Origin of the sequence: Capilliphycus salinus ALCB114379 (genome assembly GCF_047276495.1) — a bacterium.
Lineage (GTDB): Bacteria > Cyanobacteriota > Cyanobacteriia > Cyanobacteriales > Microcoleaceae > Capilliphycus > Capilliphycus salinus.
The window spans coordinates 5931809-5955237 of sequence record NZ_CP178543.1; the positions used below are offsets into that span (position 1 = coordinate 5931809).

Sequence of the window (23429 nt, forward strand, 5' to 3'; positions counted from 1 at the left end):
AATTTTAATCTATTTAAACTTAAAATGTCAACGATTACCCAAGATCAATCTTACGAATTTTTTGTTCAAGAATCCTTAGAACTGTTACAAAGTCTTGAACAGGGATTAATGACCCTTTCTCAATCCCACGATATTCAAAAACTTCACGGACTGATGCGTGCGGCTCATTCAATTAAAGGCGGCGCCGCTTGTGTTGGGTTGATGGGAATTCAAGAAATTGCTCATCAATTGGAAAATGGAATTCGAGCGTTATATCCAGAAGATACGGTTTTTGATCTGGAATTAGAAGATTTACTTTTACAAGCTTTTGATTGTTTACGAGAGCCAATTCTTGAACAAATTGAAACCGGTTCCTGCGACGAAGAAACGGCAATAAATCGTGCCAAACCGATTTTTGAAAACCTCGAAGCAAAACTCGGAATTCCCCTCGAAGAAGCGGTAGAACTTCCCGAAGTTCCGATGGAAAGTGATATGACGCTGTTTATTTTTGACAAAGAAGTTCCCGCCAGTTTGCGTCGTATTCAAGAGATTTTAGCTTCTCCTCCGGCTAATTTGCAAGAAGAACTTCAAGCTCAATTTGAGGTTTTAGCAACGCTTGGGAGTATGTTAAACTTATCTGGATTTACGGAAATCGCTCAAACGACTATCGAGGCGTTACAACGTTATCCAGATTTATATTCAGAGATTACAAAACTTGCGTTAACTGACCTTTGGAGCGGACAAAAAGCTGTTTTAGAAGGCGACCGCATTGAAGGTGGAAAAGTCAGTCAGGCGTTAATTGAGTTTAGCAAAAATCAAACCCCAAAAGAAAAGATTAAAACCGAAGAAGTTCAACAGTTAAATGAGGTTGATTTTCCAGAATCTTCGCTAACCGAACTTCCAGACGTTCCCGAAGAAGATATTTTTGTCGAAGAAATTCCAGAGTTGAATCCTTCCGAATTCCGCGAAGTTTTATTACAAGCGTTTGATAGTTTGCGAGTTCCGCTTTTAGAGCAAGTAGAATCCGGTACTTTACCGAATTTAGATGCTATCAATCAGATTAAACCGATTTTACAAAAACTCGAAATTCAACTCGGATTTTCTCTAGAAAATACCTCAGAATTGAGCGAAGTTTCTGTTTTATATCGTCACCTGGAGACTGAAACAAACGACGAAGAACAACTTGATTCAAACGGTTCTCAAGTTACACCTAAATCTAATTTTACCGCCGAACTACAAACCCAGATCGAAATGTTTGCTACTCTGGGGAATATGTTAAATTTACCTCGGTTTAATGCGATCGCAGAAACCGCTTTAGAAGCTTTGGAAACCGATCCCTTATCTCATCTAAAAATTGGTGTATTCGCCTTAGCTGAGTTTTGGAGAGAACAAAAAGTTATACTGACGAATAGAAGTTCAAAAGTTGCAGAAGTTGAAGAAGTTGCAGAAGTTGCAGAAATTGAAGAAGTTGAAGAAGTTGCAGAAGTTGAAGAAGTTGCAGAAGTTGAAGAAATTAAAGAAGTTAAAGAAGTTTCAAAAGAAGTCTCTCGCACTCCCGTTGCTTCTCCTGTTTCTCCTCAAATTTCCTTGGGGGTGCGTGTAGATGTCAGTCGGTTAGATTTAATTAACAATTTAGTGGGGGAACTCGCCACCCAAGACAATAGTTTTCTCTTGCATAATCAAAAATCTCAAACCGCTTTAGAACGCTTAGAAACCCTGCGGGAACAGTTGCGAAAGTCTTTGGTAAAATCCCAAAATTATACGGATTTTTATCGTTCTAATTCGCGAGAAAATCCCGAAGAATACCGACAAGTCTCTAAATCAATTAACCTGTTAGTTCAAAAGACTTTAGAAGAACTCGATCAAGTGCGAGAGGTTCTGTATGATATGAAATGGTTGACCCTTCAAAGTCAGCAAATCATTAAAAAACGACAACAAACCCTACAAAAAGTACAAAAACATCTCACAGAAACTCGAATGTTACCTGTGGAATCACTTTTAAATCGATTTCCCCGGATGATTCGAGATTTATCAATTCGCAAGCAAAAACAAGTCAAACTCGAACTAACCGGGAAAAATACATTAGTTGATAAAGCCGTTTTAGAGAAGTTATACGATCCGTTAGTTCACCTGGTCAGAAATGCGTTCGATCATGGAATTGAAGAAGCAGAAGTTCGTCAGTCTCAAGGAAAACCTGAGGAGGGAAAAATAGAAATTAAAGCCTATCAACAGGGAAACTATACCTATGTAGAAGTTAAAGATGATGGTCAAGGAATTAATTTAGAAAAAATCCGTTCAAAAGCCATTGCTAAAGGGATTATTTCCAGTAAAGAAGCCGAACGACTTTCTAAAAATCAAATCTATGAATTTTTGTTTTATCCTGATTTTTCAACTCGGGAAAAAGTGAGTGATTTATCCGGTCGAGGAGTCGGTTTGGAAGCGGTTCGGACTCAAATTGAATCTTTAAAAGGATTTATTAGCATTCAGTCAGAACTCGGAAAAGGAACAACATTTACCCTTCGTTTACCTTGGACGTTAACAATTACCAAGTTATTAGTTTTTGAAATTTCAGAACGTTTATTTGCGATTCCTCTAGATACCTTAGCCGGAATTGTTTCCGCTACTCCCCAAGAAATTATCACGGAAAATCAACAATCCTTTTATAACTGGTACGGTCAGAAAATACCGTTAGTTCAGTCAATTTTCTTGAATTACAATTATTCAAGCCAACTAAGAATTTCAGAAAAATACAATCAGTTAAACGATTCAAAAACAAGTAATTTCAGCGCAAATAAAAACTCAATTCTATTATTAATCTCCCAAGGACTGGAGACGGTTTGTTTAAAAATAGACCAAGTTTTAATGGAACAAAACTTAACAATTAAACCCTTTGGAAAAATCTTGACACCGCCCTCCTATTTCTACGGTTGTACAATTTTGGGGGATGGTCGTTTAGTTCCTGTAATTGATAGTCCAGAGTTATTAACCTATTGGAATCAACGACAATCTTCGATTAGTCAGCTTAAAATCTTACCCCACAGACAAGCATCTAAACCCGCTAAAAAATCAACAGTCTTGGTGATTGATGATTCGATTACAACCCGTCAATCCTTGTCTAGAATGTTAGAAAAAGAAGGATATGAAGTTCTACAAGCCAACAATGGAAAAGAAGGATTAATTCGACTCGAACAGCATCAGAAAGTCAAGATTGTTATCTGTGATTTAGAAATGCCAGAAATGAACGGATTTGAATTTTTAACTCACTGTCGCCGCCAATTTAACACCGATGTCCTTCCGGTTTTAATTCTCACTTCTCGGAATAATGACCGTCACCGTCAACTCGCCAAACAACTCGGCTCAAATGACTATATTACTAAACCCTGGAATGAAAAAGAATTAATGCTAATTTTGCAGAAACACCTAGAAATGAGTCAAGTTTAATCAATTAAACTTTCAGCAATTCTTTTTCTAGCTTTTACAGCTTGAAAATTGAGTAGTTTTCAGCAGTCGCGATCGCGCTCACATCAACAAACCCCTTTAACAAAAATTACGGGGTTTCTAGCGTCTTTAGACTCTAACACCATTTCTTTATAATCATGCAACTTTTTATGATCCCCCCGGCTTCGCCACCCATCCACCCCCCTTTTTAAGGGGGGATCAAGGGGGGATTGGGGGATTAAGGGGGGATCAATTAGATGCAGCTTCATAAAGAATTGGTATAACACGGGGGAAGGGACCAAAAAAACCCTTCACCCCTATATATTCATCTGCCAAAATGTGATACACTAAGCTGAATTCCTGAAACTTGAGTTTATAAAAAACAGACTTGATGTCAGGGAATATCCAATTCTCAGGAATACCCGCTCACAAAAAAACGTGACGGGATTGAGATCCGTCATTATTCATCATCAGTTGTGATTGAAAAATGTTCTCTAGATATAAGTTATTTACAGGGACTCGGCATCGATATCTGGTGATTTTTTTAGCAATTGCCATTATTTTGGGTGTCGTTTTTCGTTTTCTAGAACTGGATCGGAAGGTTTTCTGGCACGATGAAGTCTTCACAAACCTGAGAACTTCTGGCTACACTCTCAGCCAAATTTATCCCCAATTTTTCAACAATCAAATTATTGCAGCCCCCGAACTTTTAAAGTATCAAACGATTAAACCCGAAAGCACCTTTCAAGATACGATTAATTCTTTAATCACCGACGATCCTCAGCATTCGCCGCTTTACTATCTTCTCGCTCGGGGTTGGATGTCAATCTTTGGAAGTTCGGTGACAGCCTCTCGTTTTTTACCCGCATTATTGAGTTTATTTTCCTTGCCTTTAATGTATGCTTTAGCGTGGGAACTTTTTGGTTCTCATTTCACCGCTTTACTCGCCACAGCCTTTTTATCTTTATCTCCCGTTGAAATTCTCTACGCTCAAACCGCACGACAATATAGTTTACTCACTGTTTTTATTCTTTGTAGCAGTTATTTACTCCTGAAATCAATTCGTTCGACCGGTTGGTTTTTTTGGGGACTTTATAGTTTAGCTTGCGCGTTAGGATTCTATACTCATCCTTTTTTTGGTTTAACTTTTATCGCTCAAGGCGCTTATATTTTGCTTCTGAGTTCTTCAATTCAGTCGAAAAAATACCCCCCCCGTTTACTTTTAAAATTTATCCTCGCTTCGGCGATCAGTTTTATTTTATTTAGTCCTTGGATTTATGTCATTCTCTCCAATCTTCAAAGAGCATTAAACACAACCAGTTGGACAAAAAGTCCAATGACATTTTTAAACTTGAGCAAATATTGGATGCTGAGTTTTACGTCAGTTTTTATCGATATTGATTTTGGATTTAATAACCCCTGGACTTACCTATTAAGATTCCCTTTTCTCATTCTAATACTCGTCAGTTTGTATCAAGTTTGTCTCAAAACACCCCCCCTGACTCGACAATTTATCCTCACCTGTATTTTCGTACCTTTTATCATTTTAGTTTTACCCGATTTGTTACTCGGAGGTCAACGATCTGCTGTAACTCGCTATCTCTTTTCTTGCTTTCCCGGTATCCTACTCGCCGTAACTTATTTATTTGCAACTCATATCAATAGCGGCAGATTTTCATTAGTTGATGGGGTCCGTTTGTGGCGAGGAATGTTAGCAGTTTGTCTAACTTTGAGTCTCATTTCTTGTAGTTTGAGCGCCTATTCAAAAACCTGGTGGTCTAAAAGTACAAGTTATTGGAATCCAGAAATAGCCAGCCAAGTTAATCGGGTTAATTCTCCTTATATTATCACCGATCAAGGAGAACATTACATCAATTTTGGAGAAACAATATCCCTGAGTTATTTACTGGATCAAGACGTAAAATTTATCTTGATGAGTCAAAAACCTGAGTTATCTGTCATTCCCAAAAATGCAACCCTTTTTGCTTTGCGACCCTCAACTCCCCTGCTAGAAACCCTCGCACAGAAAGGATATCAATTAGAATCGATCTTAGAACCGGGAGGACTTTGGAAACTGCGTCGATAATCAACTTATACCATGTCTGGTTGATTAATGGGTGTTGGTGGAGGCGGGGCGGGTTTTTTTAATTTAATAGTGGGTGTCAGAGAGGATTTAGAACCCGCCCCTACATAATTCTAATCGATTCATCGGAGATTATATTAAACTTTCATCATCCATTCTTGCTTCTCATCTCAACATTTGAGAAGAAACATAAAGCAATTGTTTGAGATTTTTGTCGAAAACTACATTTTCTGACAGCAGATCAAGTAAGATCAAAATAGGGATTAAGACAAAATGGGGGGTTCTATGTCAGCATCTAATCGGTCTTCAGAAGACATTATTAAACAATTTCAGACTCTACAAAATCAACTCCGTCAGCAAGCCTCAGTTCCCGATGGACTCAGTTTAGATGATTACGATGTTTTGGTGATTCCTTCTTTGTCTCTCGACCAACAACAACTGAAGAAAATTCCCGGCGTTCATCAGTACGAAGAACGGTTGCTGTTTTCCTTAATTCGCTTGCGAAACCCCCGAATGCGGCTGATTTATGTCACCTCTCAACCCATCCATCCGAGTGTGATTGATTATTATTTACATTTAATGCCCGGAATTCCATTTTCTCACGCTCGCGATCGCCTATTACTCTTTTCAACCTACGATGCTTCTCCCCTGTCTCTGTGCGAAAAAATTCTCAAACGTCCCCGTTTAATCGAACGAATTGCTAATGCTTTACGTCCGAAACAATCTTACATGGTTTGCTACAATTCTACAGCCAGAGAACGGGAACTTTCGGTTAAATTAGGAATTCCTTTATTAGCTTGCGATCCCGATTTGCTTTACTGGGGAACCAAAAGCGGAAGTCGGCAAATTTTTTCCGAGTGTAATATCCCTCATCCCGATGGCAGTTCTTTAGTTTTTTCAGTAGAAGATTTAGTCGAAGCCACAACAGATTTGTGGGAACGTCAGCCCCAATTAACTCGGGTCGTTGTTAAACTCAATGAAGGATTTTCCGGCGAAGGAAACGGACTGTTAGATTTGCCAAAAACTCCGAAAATCTCCCGATCAGAACGTTTAAACCTAATTCGCGATCGCCTCCCCACTTTGCGGTTTCAAGCCCCCCATGAAACTTGGGAAAAATTCAGCGATCGCATTCTAGATTTAGGGGCAATTGTAGAAGCCTTTATCGAAGGAAACCTCAAGCGATCGCCGAGCGTTCAATGTCTAATTCATCCCAACGGAAAAGTCGAAATTCTCTCAACTCACGACCAAATTCTGGGCGGCCCAGACGGTCAAATTTTTCAAGGATGTCGATTTCCGGCCGATGAAGCGTACCGACTGCGTTTGCAGGAAATGGGAGAAAAAGTCGGAATTAATTTGGCTCAAAAAGGCGCTTTAGAACGATTTGCTTTAGATTTTATTACCGTTAAAGACAACTTAGATTCTAGCAAATGGGAGATTTACGCCATAGAAATCAACCTGCGTCGGGGCGGAACAACTCACCCTTTTATGACCTTGAAACTGTTAACCAATGGATGTTATAATCAGCAAACCGGATTATTTTATAGCCGGCAAGGAAAACCCAAATTTTACATCGCTTCCGACAATTTAACCCATCCCCACTATCAAGGATTACTGCCCGATGATTTAATGGATATTGTCGCCGATCACGGCTTACATTTTGATAATAGTACCGAAACCGGAACCGTATTTCACCTAATGGGATGTTTATCAGAATTTGGCAAACTCGGATTAACTTGTATTGGAAACAGTCCGCAACAAGCCCAAGAAATTTATAACCAAGTCGTTGAAGTTTTAGATCGAGAAACCCAATAGATTAACCCCTCAATTCATCCGGCCCAAACCCTAAATGAATGACTCATCAGGGGATAATTTTAAAATAGAAAATCATTTAGGATGGTAATGATTGCACTCCGAACAAGGGCCACTCGGATTAACCGCACAGAGTAAAAAAGCCGAACCCGCATTATATCGACAAGTTTTTTGCTTATCTATTTTTTTCGATAAAATGCGCTGACGCTGTTCGTGATATTCTAGAAAACGTTTAATCTGATGGTAGGATTGCAACCGCATCCGGTTCATACCGATATTATTGCTCATCTTTAGATCTCTCCCATAATTGGCAACCCGGTGAGCATCTACGCCGATTGATCTGGGATCAATCAAGTTAGGGTAAATTTTAACATTTTTTTAGACTAGAGTTGGATTCAGACCGAATTCAATCAAATTTCGCCTCAGACGGCTAAAAATCAAATTCATCGTCCGAGTCTCACTCGATGTGAGTCCTATCCGGACAAGCCCCGAAAAACTGGTTTAATGGAGTGATGGTATTGTTTCACCGAATACGTTTTGAATCAGTCCCTTCGGCGAAGATTCAATTGAGTATATTAAACTATCCATTAAAACTTAAAAACAGGTCTTGCAAACCACAAGATCCCAATATTCGGGGTCAAACCCGTCTGTAGCGAGGGCTGCAATCCTCAAAAGTAGGGTAACTTAAATCAAAAGTTAATCAAACTTTTAACCCTCTATTTCAACGATTACCCTAACATTTGATCATATCATATGTTGCGAATTTCTATTCCCGAGCAACTTTCAAAACAGTTCAAAATCATCGCCGCCCAAATCCTGCAACCCCAATCACCGAGACGCTTTGCCATTATCGAAGCCTGTCTGATCGGTGTCGTCTCAGGACTGGCGGCCTTTTTCTTGCGAGAAGGAGCCGGATGGTTGGGTTCATTGCGCGTGTACGGCTCCCTAAACGCCCCCGTGCCGATTTGGGTCTTTTTACCGGGTGTCGGCTTAATTGGCGGCTTTCTCACCGGATTTCTCGTCGAACGATTTGCCCCCGAAACCACCGGAAGCGGAGTTCCCCAAGTCAAAGCCGCTTTAAGCGGAATGCCCATTTCTCTCGATTTTCGAGTCGCCGTCTCCAAACTCCTGGGAACGATGTTTACAATGGGTTCCGGCTTCACCCTCGGACGTCAGGGGCCAACCGTTCAAATCGGCGCCGCCCTAGCCGGTTGGATCGGGCGTTGGGTGCCAACTTCCCCCAACTACAGCCGCCAAATCATCGCCTGCGGTGCCGCCGCCGGGTTAGCAGCCGGCTTCAACGCTCCCATTGCGGGGGTTTTATTTGTCGTCGAAGACCTACTCCACGATGTTTCCGGGATCACCCTCGGCCCTGCGATTATCGCCTCCTTCATCGGGGCGGTCGTTTCCCGGTTGTTAGAAGGACAAAACCCCGACTTTGAACCCCCATCGCCGGAACTCCTCGAACTTTCCTATCAACAGTGGTTAATTGAACCGGGCGAAATCCCGTTTTACATCATTTTGGGCATTCTAGCCGGTATCCTTGGAACCCTGTTTAGCCGAGGAATCGTTTCTTCCCTAAAATTCAGCCGAAAAACCTTTCCGTTGGGACTCCCCGTCCGCATGGCATTGGCCGGGTTTTTGTGCGGGTTAATTGTCTCGGTTTTACCGATTCAATTTCGCAATAATGCCGGTTTGCGGGAATTCCTCCTGAGTGGGGAACTCAATCTGAAAATCACCGCCCTGGCCTTTATCGCTCACTTTGTCCTCACCACCATTGCAGCCAGTTCTTCGGCACCCGGAGGTTTATTTGCTCCTTCCCTGGTTTTAGGAGCGGCTTTGGGTAAATTGATCGGCATTTGGGAATATAGCTTATTTCATTTAGAATCGCCCACAACCTACGCCTATGCCGGAATGGGCGCTTTCTTTTGTGCGGTGTCTCGAACGCCGATCACTGCGGTTGTGATTGTTTTTGAAATTACCCGAGATTTTAACTTAGTTTTACAACTGATGATTTGTTCAGTTGTGGCTTATTTTGTCGCCGATAAAGTTGATAAACGTTCCCTTTACGATCGCCTTTTAAAATTAAACGGTATTGAGTTAAAAGATGATCAACTCGATCGCGAAGCCTTGAGTAAATTACTCGCCCGAGATGTCATGCAGCCATCGGTTGAAAGCTTATCGAGTCAGTTAACCCTTTTAGACGTCAGACAAGAGTTTTCTCGCTCCCAACATCGCGGTTTTCCCGTCGTTGAAAACGGCAAACTTGTCGGAATAGTTACCCAAAGAGATTTGAGTAACGCCAGTCAGCAGAGTTTACCCGAGGATACGCCGTTATACAAATTTATGACGCCAAAACCGATTACGGTCAAGCCCGATGACACCCTAACTCAAGTTCTTTATTTGTTAGGTAAATACAAACCCAGTCGTTTACCCGTTGTCGAAGGCCGTCATTTGGTTGGGATTATTACCCGCAGTGATATTATTAAAGCTGAGTTGGGTGTTCTTAGCGGTGAAGATCGACAAGTTGGGTTACATCCGGAACCTTCCTATGTGGTTTATCAAACCCGAGCGCCTCAAGTCGGTAAAGGACGGATGTTGGTTTCGCTTTATAACCCGCAAACCGCTTCTTCCCTGTTGGAAATTGCCGCCGCGATCGCCCGCGAACGCAATTATGAGATAGAATGCTTAAACGTCATTACCATTCCCCGCCACCGTTCGCCCAGCGAAACGCCCGTTAAATTAACCAAAAGTCGGCGTTTGATGCGACAAGCCGAACAAATGGGGCGAGCCTGGAAAATTCCTCTCCATACTCAGGTCCGAGTTACAAATGATGTCGCTCAAGCCATTCTCGAAACCGCTAAAGAGCGACATATTGATTTAATTCTCATGGGTTGGCAGGGGAAATCTAGCACCAGCGATCGCATTTTTGGTAATGTCGTAGATGTGATTATTCGAGCCTGTAGCTGTGAGGTGGTGTTGGTTAAATGGCCCCATATGGTCGATCCTTTTAATACCAAGCGAAAATTGCGCTTACATTCTCTTTTGGGTTGGCAACGCTGGTTAGTTCCCATACGCGATGATGCCAATAAATCGGTTGCCGTTCAACTGTTACCCGCTTTAACTAATTTGAGTCATCAACCCGAAATTCGCTTATTAAAAGTGATGAATAAAAGCATTTCTGTTAGCGAAAAACGAGCTTGGGAGCAGACGTCTCAGGAGTTAAGTTCTTTGTTGAATTCTCGGGTGAGAATGACGGCCGTGACTTCCGAATTTGTTCCCGAAGCCGTGATTGATTTTGCTTATCGAGAACATTGTGATGTTGTCGTTTTGGGTGCCAGCCGCGAAGGAATGCTCAAACAAGTTATTCAAGGCAATATTCCCGAAGCGATCGCCCGCTACTGTGATTGTACTGTCATTTTGGTTCGTCCCGCAATGGGTCATTCCGCCGAGTAAACCTTTACAGTCACTCATTACCAGTCACCCTCCGGGTTCGCAGTCGCTCCTTGATGGAAGCCACCAAGACCGCGCTGCGAACCCGTCACCAGTTTTTCAGTTTTTCAATTAACAGTAATCAGTGACCAGTTTTTACAGCTTACAGTCATCCCTTTTGCCTATTGCCTTTCTCCTATTGCCTTTCTCCTATTGCCTTTCCCCTTTCCCCTTTCCCCTTTCCCCTTTTCCCTTTCCCCTTTCCCCTTTCCCCTTTTCCCTTTCCCCTTTTCCCTTTTCCCTTTTCCCTTTTCCCTTTCCCCTGTTGCCTTCTTCTGCCTTCTGAACATCTACTTTCATGGTTCATTTTAAGGTCGATTTTGAATATTTCAATTCTTTCGCCGATATTACATTAAGTTTGGCGAAAACTTTGTTTCAATTCGGTGTTCCGGTTTCAATAGAACCGTCGAAACTTTCTCGGGATGCGATCAAAGTTATCGACAGTGAAGAAAAAGAAATGTTGGAATATTGGATGAAACAATCCCCCTCAGAACTGTTTCAATTAAAATGGTCTCATTACTGGCAGACCACCCGAGATATTAAGCTTCAAGGTCATGTGAATTTAGAGTTATTTGCCATTAACTATGAATTCGCTCGCAACGACCAACCCGACGATGATTGGATTGCATCAACCCGGAATAATTCTTATCATAAATTGGCGGTGAGTCACTATTGTAAACAGATTTTATTACAGGCGGGATGTTCTGAATCAGAAGTTTCGGTTTTACCCTTGGCAGCCAATCCCATCTTATTAAAGTCTTCCCCCCTAGAAGTTCAAGTCAATTCAAAAAAATCACCGGAGATTAAACGCTTTCTTCATTTAACTAATTCTTGGGATTTATATCGCTTTGGAACCGATGTATTTTTGCCTTTGTTTTGTGAGGAGTTTCAGGGAAATCCTCGGGTGATGCTGATTATAAAAGATGGGGGGAGCAACAATCCGACTTTGGCTAAAATGATCGAAAGCTTGAGCGCCAAGTACGGCAGAAAAATGCCCTCGATTTATATCCTCAGAAGACTCCTGAATAAAAGCGATTTAGCCAAATTATATTTATTATCAGATGTCCTAGTTGCTCCCTTTCGGGGCGAAGGATTTGCCATTAAAATTCTCGATGCTTTCGCCGCAGGTTTACCCGTGATTATGCCCCTTTATGGCGGCCCAACTGAATATGCAAATCCTAGTAATTGTTATCCGATTGAATACGATTTAGTTCCTTTGGGAAACTGTTATGATACTCAGTATTTTAAACCGCAAAATTCCCCCCATTGGGCCGAACCGAATCGAGAATCTTTAAGACAACAATTACATCGGGTTCTCGAAGATGAAAATCAAGCTTTAGTTCGTCAAAACGCTAAAAAAACCGCCCAACAATTTTCTTGGGAAAATAGCGCGAAAAAACTCTTAGCCTTAATGAGAAAATTATGTTAAACCGCCTAAAATCTCAAGATTTTATTCCCTTCAGTCACCCCTCGCTCTTGACAACAACCCAAATCCAAGGTTATACTAAACTCGGGGGAAGTATATAAACAACCCCCATAGACCGGAACGAACAGAAACAGAACATCGTTTAGAAAAAGGGTAAATCCCTCCTTGGAGGTGGAATCCTTCTTTACATAGCAGAGTTAAGCGTTGGGTTAAAAAATCAGGTTGGGTTGCTTTCCAGGAGCCAGAGGTCGAACTGGCAACACCTTATCTGATTCGATTGAGAAAAACATCAGAAAACCTAAAAACAGGTCAATTTTTTATGAGTGTCTAACATGAGAACATGAAAATTTCTGCAATCTTGAGAGGTTGCTGAAATTTGGTGTTCTCTTTTTCAAAATCCTATTGTCAGAATTTAGGAAATTTGTGAGAAGCTAATCAATTAGCTAACTTTTGTATTTATACAAATTTCAAACTAAATTCACCCAAATTTCTATTTCCAAAATTCCCGAAAAACCGGGAGAAAAAACAGGTTCTTGATTCACTAAAAATTCAAGAGCCAAACCGATTATTGAACCAATTCTGCAAACCATTCGTCAAATCGAATGAAATTTATGTTGTTAGCAAACTTAACGAGACGGTCTTACCAAAAAGCAACAGATCGAAGTACGATTGCGGCTTTAGTCAATACCTGTGCGACTTACGATCGCCTAGACGAAGACGTATCATTAGCGGAATTTCAACTGATTCTGAATTGCCCAGAATTAGAACGAAATTGTGATACCTACTTCATCGAAAATTATAACGGTCAACTCATCGGTTTAGCCCTAATCGAACATAAAGAATCAACCGAACAAATAAACGGTAACTTGTGGATATTCGTGCATCCAGAAGTGCGACATCAAGGGTTAGAAGCCGAATTAATTCAATGGAGTGAAAAACACCTGCAACACCTGGGAAGACAAAAACATCGACCCGTCAGACTTTTAACCGATAGCCGAGACGATCAAGTAGATCGGGCGGTATTATTTAACCAACAAGGCTTTCAAATTAAACGAGAATTCTTAACCTTAGAGCGATCGCTAAATCAACCCTTACCCGTGATCGAACTTCCCGAAGGATTTCAGTTATCTTATCTGAAAAATCAAGACCAAATTCCCGCTTGGGTGGAGATGTTTAATCAATCTTTCGTCGATCACTGGAACCACCACGATATTACCGCAGAAACCGTCAAATATTGGCATACCCTCCCCGATTATCAACCGGAATTAGACATCATTGCGATCGCCCCCGACGGCACCTTTGCGGCGATGTGTAGCTGTCGTCTGAAACCTCAACCCCACGCCAAAGCCTACACCGGCTGGATCGAATGGTTGGGGACTCGACGGGGTTTCCGCAGAATGGGGTTAGGACGGGCGATGTTATTTGCGGGAATGCGTCAATTACAACAAGCCGGCATCGATACCGTTAAACTGAGTGTAGACTCTCAAAGCCTCACCGGTGCCAATCACCTGTATGAGTCGGTCGGGTTTCGTCCGGTAGAAACGGTTTTATCGTGGGTTAAACCCGTCGCCGCATAACATTCAACTTAACACTCTAGGGGCGGGTTTTGTAGAGACATCTGTTAGTTAGAAATAACCTCAATAAAACCGCCCCCCAGTGAACAGTTATACTTCAGTTCCCATCAAAATATTAATAGCCACATTGAACCCCGTTTCGTTTAAAAAACAGTTCAAATCACACCTTGGGGCGCATGGCAATGCGCCCCCACAAAACCGTAAAATTTAATTAAAAACCCGGCTTCTCTTTAAAAACCGGGTTTTTGGAATGTAACTCACGCGATCGCCGTTGAAAGCCGTTTCGTTTAAAAAATAGTTCAAATCACACCTTGGGGCGTAAGGGCGCAAGCCTTGCGCCCCTACAAAACGGGAAAAATGGAAAAAATGGGTTTATTTTTCCGCCGGTTTAACGAACTTACTCCCCCTCGGCCAACCCAACAGTTGCAAACGATAAAATTCGTTAGGAAACAGCGCAAAAATGTATTTAAAAATCTTGAAACTAAACGGTTCGTCGTAGGTTCCCACCCACTGTTTACTTCTTTCGATCCAGTTGACAATGGTTTCGGCAACGTGATCGGCTGAAGGTGCAGAATTAACCCGGTTTTCGCGAATTTTATAGGCTTTTTCGTTCAAACGGTTCACCGGCGCCCAAGCTAACGGCCCCGCAATTACCCCCGGACGGTACAACCGCAACCGAATCATTTTATCACTCGAATAATAAACGATCGGTCCGACACCCGAAAAATAATAATGAAGGGCAATTTTTCCCGAATGATAAACCGGCCCGAAACAGGACGGACTCCCATCAGCAATAGAACCAATTGCAATCACATCCAACGGCCGATCGCGCTTGTGTCTGGCGGCTTCTACGGCGACGACGGCAGGCCAAGTATAGTTAACCCGGTTCATCGACTCCACCAATTCTACCAGAGGAACTCCCCCCTCTCCCACTTCCGTTTCAATTTGACCCGCATTTAAAATCACCACATCGGGATCGTAACTAAACAACTTCTGTGCATCTTCGATCGTTTCTTGGGGAGAAATGCACAACTCGCTGTAGCCTTCCCCCTGAAAGTCTAGCTGACGGGTGACTCCAACCACATGGGCGCCTTGTTGCAGATAAACCTTTCCCAACGCACTCCCCAACGTTCCCGAAATTCCAGTAATTACAACCGTTTTTTTCATGGTTTAACAACTCTCCTTGATGACTTCTGAGACACGCAAAGCATTCGCCATAATCGTTAAAGCCGGACTCACCCCCAAAGAATTGGGCATAAATCCCCCATCTACCACAAACACGTTATCATGGTCGTGCAAACGGCAATCGGGGTCAAGTACGCTCGTTTGCGGATCGGTACCAAAACGGGTGGTTCCGGCTTGGTGGGAGGTATGAACTTCGTCTTTATCCCCCGTTACCCCGTAGGTGAAAACGGCGCCGGCCTGACGGAAGACGGTTCTCAGTTGTCGCATATAATATTTGGAACGGTAGACGTCGTAGGGATGGAAGCGGTGAGTTAGGCGAATTTCTCCATTTTGACCCAGTTCGACGCGGTTTTCGCTTTGCGGTATATCTTCGACTAAGCCGGTTATAACTAACATTCGTTTTAGCAGAAAACGGGCGATCGCGGTGGGAAGGGGAAAGGGAAGTTCTGCTTGGATCGAAAGCGGTCCGGGAACGGGGACGGTTTGGGCGAGTCCGAGTTTGTGGGGAAATTCTGAAGAACCGAGGTAGAGATCGGTGAAGCCGAGTTGTTTGATCAAAGTGTCGGCGCCGCCCGTTTCCCCGACAAAAAAGCCCGCTGCAAGGGCGCCGCAGTGAAACATATAGTTTCGCCCCACTTGGTCGCTACGTCCGGTTAAGCCCGATTTTAGCAGGATGACGGGACTCCCGATCGCGCCGGCGGAGAGGATGTAAACTTTAGCGGTGAGTTGTTCAATGTTACCGGTTTGGCGATCGCGTAGTTCAACTCCGGTGACTTTTCCTTGAGGGTTGGTCACGAGGCGATCGGCTTCGGTGAGAGTTTTTAGCTGTAAATTGCCATTTTCAACCAGTTTATCAATTAACCGAACGGTTGTAGAGGCTCTGGCGTCGTTGGGACAGTAAAAGCCGGGACAGCTTGGACACCGCAAACAGCGATTAAAATCAATTCCAAACGGTAAATGAAACGGGGTAAAACCTGCGGTTTGGATGGCTTTTTCCAGGTGTTGGTTGATGGGGGCTAAAGCGGGAACGTCGCAGGGATAACCGTTGCTTGGGGTTTCTACGTTGGGAATTTGAGTCGGGGCGCCGCTGACTTGAAATAATTGTTCGGCTTTATCATAGTAGGGGGCGAGATCGTCGTAAGCGATCGGCCAGTCCCAGAGATGACGGGGAAGCCATTCGCTGTAATATTTACCGGGATGGAAGTCATAGCGGCTAGGACGCATGAGAACGCCGCCATAAAGGGAAGTTCCGCCTCCAAGTATACCGGAAATGTGTAAGCGGGTTTGGCGTCCGTTGACTTCAATATTGCGATCGTCGAAGGCTTCTTTGTCGATCAACATTCGGCGTTCGTCCTGGAAGGCGGTTGAGTCGGAAAATCTTGATCCGCGTTCAACTAAGAGAACCCGTTTTCCGGCGCTGGCTAACGCAAATGCAACCGTTCCGCCTCCTGCACCGCTACCAATAATTATTGCATCAAAATCGTAACCCACGCTGTTCTCCGAATGTAGGATTATTCAAATAAGAGATAAGGTAACAAAAAAATACTTTTTCCGGCCTCAAACTCTGATGCGTCTCTTTGCAAACGGTTGGGGGGTTTCTCAGGATTTTTGCACCGAATAATAACAAACACTGGTGAGGAGGGGAGCGAAAAACTGTCCCCTGTTCGATTAGAATAACAAACATTGGGCGTAGGGGCGTTTGGCTAAACGCCCTTATTAGTCGGCGCCCCTACAACAAAATACTCGGAAATGAATCAAGATGAACTGAACCCGAATACAGGTCTGAGCTATGCTAACATTTAGAGTTCGATTACAAACACCTGAATTGTTATGGCTTCGATCGCCCGTAAGAACCTATTTGAAGATCTTCCCCGTTTTATTGCAGCCCAGGCCGGTATTATGTTTGCTGTCAGTCTGGTAACGATTCAAAACGGGATTCTCAACGGGTTTGTTAAGTCTTCTTCGCTGCTAATTGATAACTCCAATGCTGAACTGTGGGTCGCTTCAAAAGATATGATTCACATGGAGTTAACGATGCCTTTGCCGTTAGAATATATGGTGCAAGCCCGTGAGGTTAAAGGGGTAAAACGGGCCGAAGCGCTGATTTTTCGCAGTGCGCGTTGGCGCGATCCCTCGGGTCAAATTCATGCGGTGACGGTTGTTGGTTCGACGCCGGAGGGAACGTTATTTTCGCCCTGGAACGTGGTTCAAGGGGACATTAACAGCCTCAAAGAACCCTACGGCGTGATTATCGACGAAAACAATTTAGAATCTTTGGGCGTGACTGAACTGGGAGAGGCGGCGACGTTGGGCGGTTTGGAGGCGCGTTTGGTGGGGGTGACGCAAGGGACTCAACCCATTATTAATAATAAGTTAATTTTTACTTCCTTAAAAAATGCTAACGCTTATGTTAACGCCCGCTTACAAACTAGCACCCGTTGTAAGTTGGAACAGGGGGATTTAAAATGTGTCAATATCTTCGATGATACGAACCCCGCAGAGAAACAAGTCCTTTCTTCGGCGCCCAAACAGTTAACGCTAACCGATCCGATCTCGTTTGTGTTGATAGAAGTCGAACCGGGTCAGGATATTGATGAACTCAGACAACGCCTGGAGGAAGCTTTACCCAACGTTAAGACCTATACAACCGAAGAAATGTCTGATCGCACCCAAACCTATTGGAAGCAGCGGACGGGTATTGGTTTTATTCTCAGTTTGGGCGCTGCGGTGGGTATTTTGGTCGGGATGATCGTGGTGGCACAAATTCTTTATGCTTCCGTCTCCGATCACTTGAAGGAGTTTGGGACGCTCAAAGCGATGGGAGCGCCCGATAAGGTGATATATAGTGTTATTTTAGAACAGTCGCTTTGGATGGCGTTGCTGGGCTATATTCCGGGGATGGCGTTGTGTATGGGGGTGACAACTTGGGCTTCGGCGAGTCAGGGGATCTTAATTTTGATTACGCCGACTTCTGCTGTAATGGTCTTTGGGCTAACGGTGATTATGTGTGCGGGATCGGCGATTTTTGCCATTCAGAAGGTGACTCAGGTCGATCCGGCGATCGTATTTAAAGCCTAGCCGATCGCAAATGATGGGTTGGAGGAATTGGGCATTTTTGAGTTTCGACTGTAGATTAGGAGAAGTGAGGGTTTTCACGCAAAGTTTCTCCAACTGTCTTGAAAGAGGCTTGAATTGATGAGGATTAGCCTATACTGCGATAATTCGCTGATAGTAGCATTGAAGTCAGTCCCCGGCATCCTGCGGGAGTGAATATTTCTCTGTGAAACAACAACGCTCCTTGGACAGAAGCAAGGCTTGCTCCAAAGGAGTATAAAATCAAACTAGAATTGAAGTGATAATCTGCTTGGCAATTATCGCAAGAAGTCTTAGTCCGGCCTGCAATTTATGCCCATACCAGACGACAATAAAAATATGATAGGTTCAAAAATGAACTGGGCTAAACTCAAAAGAACCCCCACTCAGACGATGAATGGTTCAGTTCATACCCCCGTTAAGCCCGTTGCTATTGAGGGCTTGGGAGTGGAAATGACCTATCACTCAGGACGCCAAAGTTTTAAGGTTCTCAAAGGGATTGACTTGCAGGTGCAACAGGGTGATATTCAACTGTTGATGGGGCCTAGCGGTTCGGGAAAGACGACCTTACTTTCCATTCTGGCGGGACTTCTCACCCCCACCGGTGGACAGGTTATTCTCCGGAATGAAGATATTACTAAAATGTCCCGTTCTCAGTTGGCCCGTTTCCGCCTTCACAATATTGGGTTTATTTTTCAGGGGTTTAACTTGTTTCCCGCTTTGAATGCGATCGAAAATATTGAAGTTGCTCTTAATATTAAGGGGATTAAGGGGAGCAAAGCTCGCGATCAAGCCGAACATTTACTCTCACAGGTCGGTTTGGGAGAAAAGGGTAAACATCTCCCTCGCGACTTATCCGGGGGACAAAAGCAACGGGTGGCGATCGCCAGGGCGTTGGCCGGACATCCGCCTCTGATTATGGCAGATGAACCCACCGCAGCGCTAGACTCGAGTAGCGGCCGAGCGGTAATTGACTTGCTCAAAGGATTGGCGAAAGAAGAAGGTGCGACCGTTTTGATGGTAACGCACGACCCCCGTATTGTAGACGTTGCCGATCGCATTCTCGATCTTGAAGATGGCATGATCAAACAAGAATAAGTTCAAGCAAGTTTCGGAGTCAGAATGTTTTAAGTTTGCCTTTCTCTATTGGTTAAGCTTGTCTTTATCGGGCTGAATTGTGTGAGTTAGGAGCTTGAACTATTTCCATGAATCTCGATCCGGCAACGATGTCTTTAATGGTCAGTGTTGCTTCGATGCTGCACTCTACCATTTTAATTTTTTTCTTTTTGTTAGCCAATCAATATCGGGGAATTGGTATTTACGCCGCAGGAACTATTTTTTCTTCCCTCGGTTTTCTTTGTTTTCTGTTGCGATCGCTTCAACCCGAGTTCCTGTTTTTGCGGTTTGTTGGAAATTTATTCACCGTTTTTGCCCGGATTTTTTACGCCGTAGCAATTGGTAAGTTTGTCGGCAAAAAACCCCCTTATTTTTTCTGGATATTTGCGGGGACAGTTTTTGCCATTTCTCAGGTTTATTTGGTTTATATTAACAGCAATTACTTCTGGAGAAATTGTAGCATTTGTTTTTCAGTTGCGATCGCCTATTGTGTGGCAATTTACAATTTAATTAAAGGTCAAACCGCCGGATTTTCTACCTCGGCTTACTTTACGGCGATCGCGTTGGGCGGAGAATCGGCAATTTTAATGTTTCGGATCGTCGCCATGATATTTTTTCCAGTCAACGCTTTATTTGAATCCAATGTTATCAATACCGCCACATTGGGGTCAACCTTTGCGTTTGATTACTTGCGAAATGCCGGATTTATGATGATGATCGGCCAGCGGCTTTATCAAGACCTGAATAATTTGGCAAATAACGACTTTTTAACCAACACGTTGAACCGCAGGGCGATGCAAAAATATTTAAAGCAAGAAGTCTCCAAATGCAGCCGCCATCACCGCGAATTTTCATTAATTTTATTGGATATCGACCGCTTTAAACTGATTAACGATACCTACGGTCACGAGGGGGGCGATCTGGTTTTAAAACATATTTCTGACCTGATCGCAGACAACCTTCGCTCCTACGATTTCTTGAGTCGTTGGGGAGGGGAAGAATTTTTAATTTTGCTCCCCGAAACCTCATTAAATGAAGCCGTTGATGTCGCCGAAAGATTGAGAATTGCCGTAGAAAATCAACCCGCAGCCAACGGTTCTATTCCCTATACCATCAGTTTGGGAGTCGGAACCTGGGAGCGAAAAAATAAGTCAATTGAAGAATTAATTATCGCAGTAGATGAAGCCCTATATCAAGCCAAAAAGCAAGGACGGAATCGAGTTGTTGCGTTGAATGAAACTTCAAGTTCGGCGGATGAATTGCCGTTCTAAAAGGGGCGGGGGAAAGTTGCTATACTGGTTTGATGAAGGAGCTTATACATCACCCGCTCGGCCAGGAGTGAGTTCAGCAGGAACATCAACCTACCCATTGATTGATTAAACGATAAACTTAGATTACTCACATTTTCCGGGATGGGTTTGTTGAGATGGGTATGCAATAGTAATGTTGCCTGAACTTCGAGGCGACAAAATACGTCTACAGATTTAAGACAGGATATCAATTCCATCCCAGGCGGTTTCAAAGCCTGCATTGCTCCCGATTTTCACACCCGTTGACTATGTTTAAATCTTTTTCATTTCTACAGCGACGTTCTTCTCGTCCTTGGTTTTATCCCCTAATTTCGATTACCGTTGCTTTTAGTATATGGATTAGTTCAGCCCCCGCAACTCAAGCGATTTCTTGGCGAGATTTAATTTTACGAGGGATTCAAGTTATTCAACTGACAACCCTTTCCAATCAGCAAGAAGTGGCACTGGGCCGTCAAATTAACGAACAATTAACGAAGGAAGTTAAAATCCTTCGCAACCCCGAAGCCACACAATATATTAATCAAATTGGTCAGCGTTTAGCCCAAACTAGCGAACGTTCCAATATTCCCTATACGTTTCAAGTGGTGAATGATTCGAGTATTAATGCTTTTGCGACAATGGGGGGTTTTGTTTATGTCAATAAAGGGTTAATTGAAGCGGCAGATAATGAAGCGGAATTAGCCAGCGTCATCGCCCACGAAATTGGTCATATTGTTGGGCGTCATTCTGTTGAACAAATGCGTCAAATGGCCGTCGCCCAAGGGGTAGCCTCAGCGGCCGGACTCGATGAAAGTCTGGCGATCCAAATTGGGGTAGAATTAGCCCTCAGACGCCCCAACAGTCGTAAAGCCGAATACGAAGCCGATCAGTTTGGCATTACCAACCTCGGAAAAGCCGGCTATGACCAAAGGGGGGCGGTTGACTTTATGAAAAAACTGCTTCAGGGGGGTTCGGTTCCCACGATTTTAAGCACCCATCCCGCCACAAATGACCGTATTTCCGCTCTGGAAGCGATGATTAATCCCACCTACGCCGATAACGGTTCGGGGATGGATAACGCGGCTTACAGCGCGAAAATTCAGCGTCTATTCTCTTAAAAATTAGTGAAGGTACTCCCGAGAAGCCCGGTTTCTTTGAGAAGATCTTCGCCAATTTTTCTAACGGGTTGGTGGGTGAGAGCAAAAGTTTCTAATTTCAGCCGTTCAGTTATCGGGACTCACCTACCCGACAACTAGCCTAGAAGCCCGGTTTCTCAAAGAAATCGGGTTTTTTTGCTGAATGTCTGTATAAACTCGATCTGTTCAAAAAATGGCTCAAAAGATAGACTACTATTAGACTGGTATTTTTATAGAGTAGAGTAAGAGTATATTCCTATGTTGCTTACCCACTCCCGAGGGGCGAATCGCCTTCGCACCTCACCTGACTTTTAGAGAAGGATTTCTCCTTTTGAACCCTTAAATGTACCTGTCGAAAATTGTATTGGATTTGGAGACTTATAAAATATGATAGCTTCTCTTGAGGCTCCCCAACGAGTGAGTCCACAAAATTTTAATTCTCTTAAACAACTTGTCCGATCAATTACTTTTGCTCAGGATCAGTTTTGTTTAATTTTAGCCTGTTGTAACCGGATTGAACTGCGAAGTCAGATGATCGATCAGTTACATCAATTGTCCCCGGTTCAGTTTGAAGAATTGTGTTTAAAGAGTTCCACCGAAACCCTTTATGGTACCCTTGCCGAACATTTTAACTCCTATTCGCCCGATGCGGTCATGGTTTATGGGTTTGAGTCGGTTGGTCATCTGCGGGAACTTTTGATCGCAACCAACTATGTTCGGGAGGAATTTTGTAAGTTTCAGTTTCCGGTTGTTCTCTGGGTCAATGACGACGTGATGAAGCAATTTGTTCGCCTGATTCCTGATTTTTTTAGTTGGGCTTCGACGGGTATTGAGTTTGCGGATGAATTCTAATTTTTTGAGTCCCCCGACTCGATTTTTATCCTCACCCCCCCCGAATAAATCTTCGGGATATCTTCTCGCTGTATTATGATTTTTGTTAAAAGTTGACTTAATATTCTTCTTGGGGTTCAAGGGGGGTGCTAAACTAAGAAAATGAAAAGAAGTTATTTTATCGCCATTGATAATTTAGACTTGCCTCAATCAAGGTGGTCAGGATTTCTCGTTCAGTTAGAAGGAGGTGGTCGCAGTTTATCAGATCGAGAAAAAGCCAGACAAATTATCGAGGATTTGTGGACGGAAGGAAAACTTCCCCAACACTACTTTATTAACGGATTCAGCGAGGATAATATTATCATGCCCAGAACCAAAAAAGAACCCGATCGCGAACTTTTACCCATCGAAGAAGCGGGAAATCGTTTGATTGAATTAATTGAGTTGGTCGCGCTCAAAGCCCAAGCTCAACAAGAATATAGCACAATTTCTTCGATGGTGGAAAAGATTTTTACGGGTCGAGAAAACGAATTAACCTCAGAAGAAATCGCCCAAGCCCAAGATAGCAAGACCGTTAGAAATATTATTTCCAGTCTCACCAAAGCCATTGCAGATGTCGAACTCACTCGCAAAGAATGCGCCGAACAGTCGGAACTGATTATGGGGATTATCCAAATGGGTCAGGGGGGAAATTACGGCCTAAAATCAACGTCAGAAGTCATCAAAGAAACCGAAGATTCAACCCCATCGGATAACAAGAATAATAGCGCCAAAACCGCAAAAGCTGCGGCTAAGTAAGGGATTTTTAAGGAATTAGATCCCCCATTATCCCCCGCCCCCGTGACCCCCAAAATTGGGGGTAAGAGGGGGACTTTTAACATTACCCCCCTTATTAAGGCAGAAGGGGGGAAGGGTGGGATCAATATTAAGGGGGGAAGGCGGACTTTTAATATTACCCCCCTTATTAAGGCAGAAGGG

General features: G+C 43.3%; 16 protein-coding genes. 12 read left to right on the forward strand and 4 right to left on the reverse strand.

The features are described from left to right. Window positions 1–24: 24 nt before the first annotated feature. The 3 genes from ACL6C3_RS24015 to ACL6C3_RS24025 all read left to right on the forward strand — a co-directional run bounded on the left by ACL6C3_RS24015 (window position 25) and on the right by ACL6C3_RS24025 (window position 7312). The gene (locus ACL6C3_RS24015; RefSeq protein WP_413161773.1) at window positions 25–3420 is read left to right on the forward strand and encodes a response regulator; all 3396 of its coding nucleotides are present in this window, start codon (window positions 25–27) and stop codon (window positions 3418–3420) included. Window positions 3421–3904: 484 nt separating this feature from the next. After that, complete coding sequence (locus tag ACL6C3_RS24020) at window positions 3905–5503, forward strand: glycosyltransferase family 39 protein (protein WP_413161775.1); 1599 nt, start codon at window positions 3905–3907, stop codon at window positions 5501–5503. A 282-nt stretch (window positions 5504–5785) separates the two neighbouring features. Beyond that, the gene (locus ACL6C3_RS24025) at window positions 5786–7312 is read left to right on the forward strand and encodes a peptide ligase PGM1-related protein (protein WP_413161777.1); all 1527 of its coding nucleotides are present in this window, start codon (window positions 5786–5788) and stop codon (window positions 7310–7312) included. 72 nt (window positions 7313–7384) lie between these two features. On the opposite strand, the gene ACL6C3_RS24030 is transcribed toward ACL6C3_RS24025, so the two are convergent. After that, on the reverse strand, window positions 7385–7597 hold the full coding sequence (locus tag ACL6C3_RS24030) for a DUF6464 family protein (RefSeq protein ID WP_413161780.1): 213 nt from the start codon (window positions 7595–7597) through the stop codon (window positions 7385–7387). Window positions 7598–8062: 465 nt separating this feature from the next. On the opposite strand from ACL6C3_RS24030, the gene ACL6C3_RS24035 reads away from it, so the two are divergent. Continuing rightward, window positions 8063–10765, forward strand: a complete 2703-nt coding sequence (locus tag ACL6C3_RS24035) for a chloride channel protein (RefSeq protein ID WP_413161782.1) — start codon at window positions 8063–8065, stop codon at window positions 10763–10765. 186 nt (window positions 10766–10951) lie between these two features. Here ACL6C3_RS24035 and ACL6C3_RS24040 read toward each other — a convergent pair whose 3' ends face one another. Continuing rightward, window positions 10952–11101: a hypothetical protein gene (locus ACL6C3_RS24040; RefSeq protein WP_413161784.1), complete on the reverse strand. Its 150-nt coding sequence runs from the start codon at window positions 11099–11101 to the stop codon at window positions 10952–10954. On the opposite strand from ACL6C3_RS24040, the gene ACL6C3_RS24045 reads away from it, so the two are divergent. Further along, complete coding sequence (locus tag ACL6C3_RS24045; RefSeq protein ID WP_413161787.1) at window positions 11100–12230, forward strand: glycosyltransferase family 4 protein; 1131 nt, start codon at window positions 11100–11102, stop codon at window positions 12228–12230. The genes ACL6C3_RS24040 and ACL6C3_RS24045 overlap by 2 nt on opposite strands. 608 nt (window positions 12231–12838) lie before the next feature. Continuing rightward, window positions 12839–13804, forward strand: coding sequence for a GNAT family N-acetyltransferase (locus ACL6C3_RS24050; RefSeq protein WP_413161789.1), 966 nt, complete (start codon window positions 12839–12841; stop codon window positions 13802–13804). A gap of 369 nt (window positions 13805–14173) precedes the next feature. Here ACL6C3_RS24050 and ACL6C3_RS24055 read toward each other — a convergent pair whose 3' ends face one another. Beyond that, on the reverse strand, window positions 14174–14968 hold the full coding sequence (locus ACL6C3_RS24055; protein ID WP_413161791.1) for an NAD-dependent epimerase/dehydratase family protein: 795 nt from the start codon (window positions 14966–14968) through the stop codon (window positions 14174–14176). A 3-nt stretch (window positions 14969–14971) separates the two neighbouring features. After that, window positions 14972–16477, reverse strand: coding sequence for a GMC family oxidoreductase (locus tag ACL6C3_RS24060; RefSeq protein WP_413161793.1), 1506 nt, complete (start codon window positions 16475–16477; stop codon window positions 14972–14974). A gap of 339 nt (window positions 16478–16816) precedes the next feature. Between ACL6C3_RS24060 and ACL6C3_RS24065 the strand changes: the two genes are divergently transcribed. From ACL6C3_RS24065 to ACL6C3_RS24090, 6 genes are all read left to right on the forward strand, one after another. After that, window positions 16817–18064 (forward strand): FtsX-like permease family protein, encoded by a 1248-nt coding sequence (locus ACL6C3_RS24065; RefSeq protein WP_413161796.1) that lies wholly within the window; start codon window positions 16817–16819, stop codon window positions 18062–18064. Window positions 18065–18418: 354 nt separating this feature from the next. Further along, window positions 18419–19177 carry an ABC transporter ATP-binding protein gene (locus tag ACL6C3_RS24070; protein ID WP_413161798.1) on the forward strand — a complete coding sequence of 253 codons (759 nt, stop codon included), beginning with the start codon at window positions 18419–18421 and terminating at the stop codon, window positions 19175–19177. 107 nt (window positions 19178–19284) lie between these two features. Continuing rightward, window positions 19285–20466: a GGDEF domain-containing protein gene (locus tag ACL6C3_RS24075; RefSeq protein WP_413161801.1), complete on the forward strand. Its 1182-nt coding sequence runs from the start codon at window positions 19285–19287 to the stop codon at window positions 20464–20466. A gap of 287 nt (window positions 20467–20753) precedes the next feature. Further along, entirely contained in the window at window positions 20754–21602 is an 849-nt protein-coding gene (locus ACL6C3_RS24080) for a M48 family metallopeptidase (RefSeq protein ID WP_413161803.1), read from the forward strand. Window positions 21603–22007: 405 nt separating this feature from the next. Then, a complete protein-coding gene (locus tag ACL6C3_RS24085; protein WP_413161806.1) occupies window positions 22008–22472 on the forward strand; it encodes a hypothetical protein in 465 nt (154 codons plus the stop codon). A 141-nt stretch (window positions 22473–22613) separates the two neighbouring features. Continuing rightward, a complete protein-coding gene (locus ACL6C3_RS24090; RefSeq protein ID WP_413161808.1) occupies window positions 22614–23249 on the forward strand; it encodes a hypothetical protein in 636 nt (211 codons plus the stop codon). The last annotated feature ends 180 nt before the right edge of the window (window positions 23250–23429 follow it).

What these genes read in the sequence shown, in the direction of transcription:
- ACL6C3_RS24030 (WP_413161780.1), bottom strand. Translation starts at nt 7,597, where the DNA reads ATGAGCAATAATATCGGTATGAACCGGATGCGGTTGCAATCCTACCAT.
- ACL6C3_RS24080 (WP_413161803.1), top strand. Translation starts at nt 20,754, where the DNA reads ATGTTTAAATCTTTTTCATTTCTACAGCGACGTTCTTCTCGTCCTTGG.
- ACL6C3_RS24090 (WP_413161808.1), top strand. Translation starts at nt 22,614, where the DNA reads ATGAAAAGAAGTTATTTTATCGCCATTGATAATTTAGACTTGCCTCAA.
- ACL6C3_RS24085 (WP_413161806.1), top strand. Translation starts at nt 22,008, where the DNA reads ATGATAGCTTCTCTTGAGGCTCCCCAACGAGTGAGTCCACAAAATTTT.
- ACL6C3_RS24045 (WP_413161787.1), top strand. Translation starts at nt 11,100, where the DNA reads ATGGTTCATTTTAAGGTCGATTTTGAATATTTCAATTCTTTCGCCGAT.
- ACL6C3_RS24035 (WP_413161782.1), top strand. Translation starts at nt 8,063, where the DNA reads ATGTTGCGAATTTCTATTCCCGAGCAACTTTCAAAACAGTTCAAAATC.
- ACL6C3_RS24025 (WP_413161777.1), top strand. Translation starts at nt 5,786, where the DNA reads ATGTCAGCATCTAATCGGTCTTCAGAAGACATTATTAAACAATTTCAG.
- ACL6C3_RS24075 (WP_413161801.1), top strand. Translation starts at nt 19,285, where the DNA reads ATGAATCTCGATCCGGCAACGATGTCTTTAATGGTCAGTGTTGCTTCG.
- ACL6C3_RS24070 (WP_413161798.1), top strand. Translation starts at nt 18,419, where the DNA reads ATGATAGGTTCAAAAATGAACTGGGCTAAACTCAAAAGAACCCCCACT.
- ACL6C3_RS24055 (WP_413161791.1), bottom strand. Translation starts at nt 14,968, where the DNA reads ATGAAAAAAACGGTTGTAATTACTGGAATTTCGGGAACGTTGGGGAGT.
- ACL6C3_RS24040 (WP_413161784.1), bottom strand. Translation starts at nt 11,101, where the DNA reads ATGAAAGTAGATGTTCAGAAGGCAGAAGAAGGCAACAGGGGAAAGGGA.
- ACL6C3_RS24050 (WP_413161789.1), top strand. Translation starts at nt 12,839, where the DNA reads ATGTTGTTAGCAAACTTAACGAGACGGTCTTACCAAAAAGCAACAGAT.
- ACL6C3_RS24015 (WP_413161773.1), top strand. Translation starts at nt 25, where the DNA reads ATGTCAACGATTACCCAAGATCAATCTTACGAATTTTTTGTTCAAGAA.
- ACL6C3_RS24020 (WP_413161775.1), top strand. Translation starts at nt 3,905, where the DNA reads ATGTTCTCTAGATATAAGTTATTTACAGGGACTCGGCATCGATATCTG.
- ACL6C3_RS24065 (WP_413161796.1), top strand. Translation starts at nt 16,817, where the DNA reads ATGGCTTCGATCGCCCGTAAGAACCTATTTGAAGATCTTCCCCGTTTT.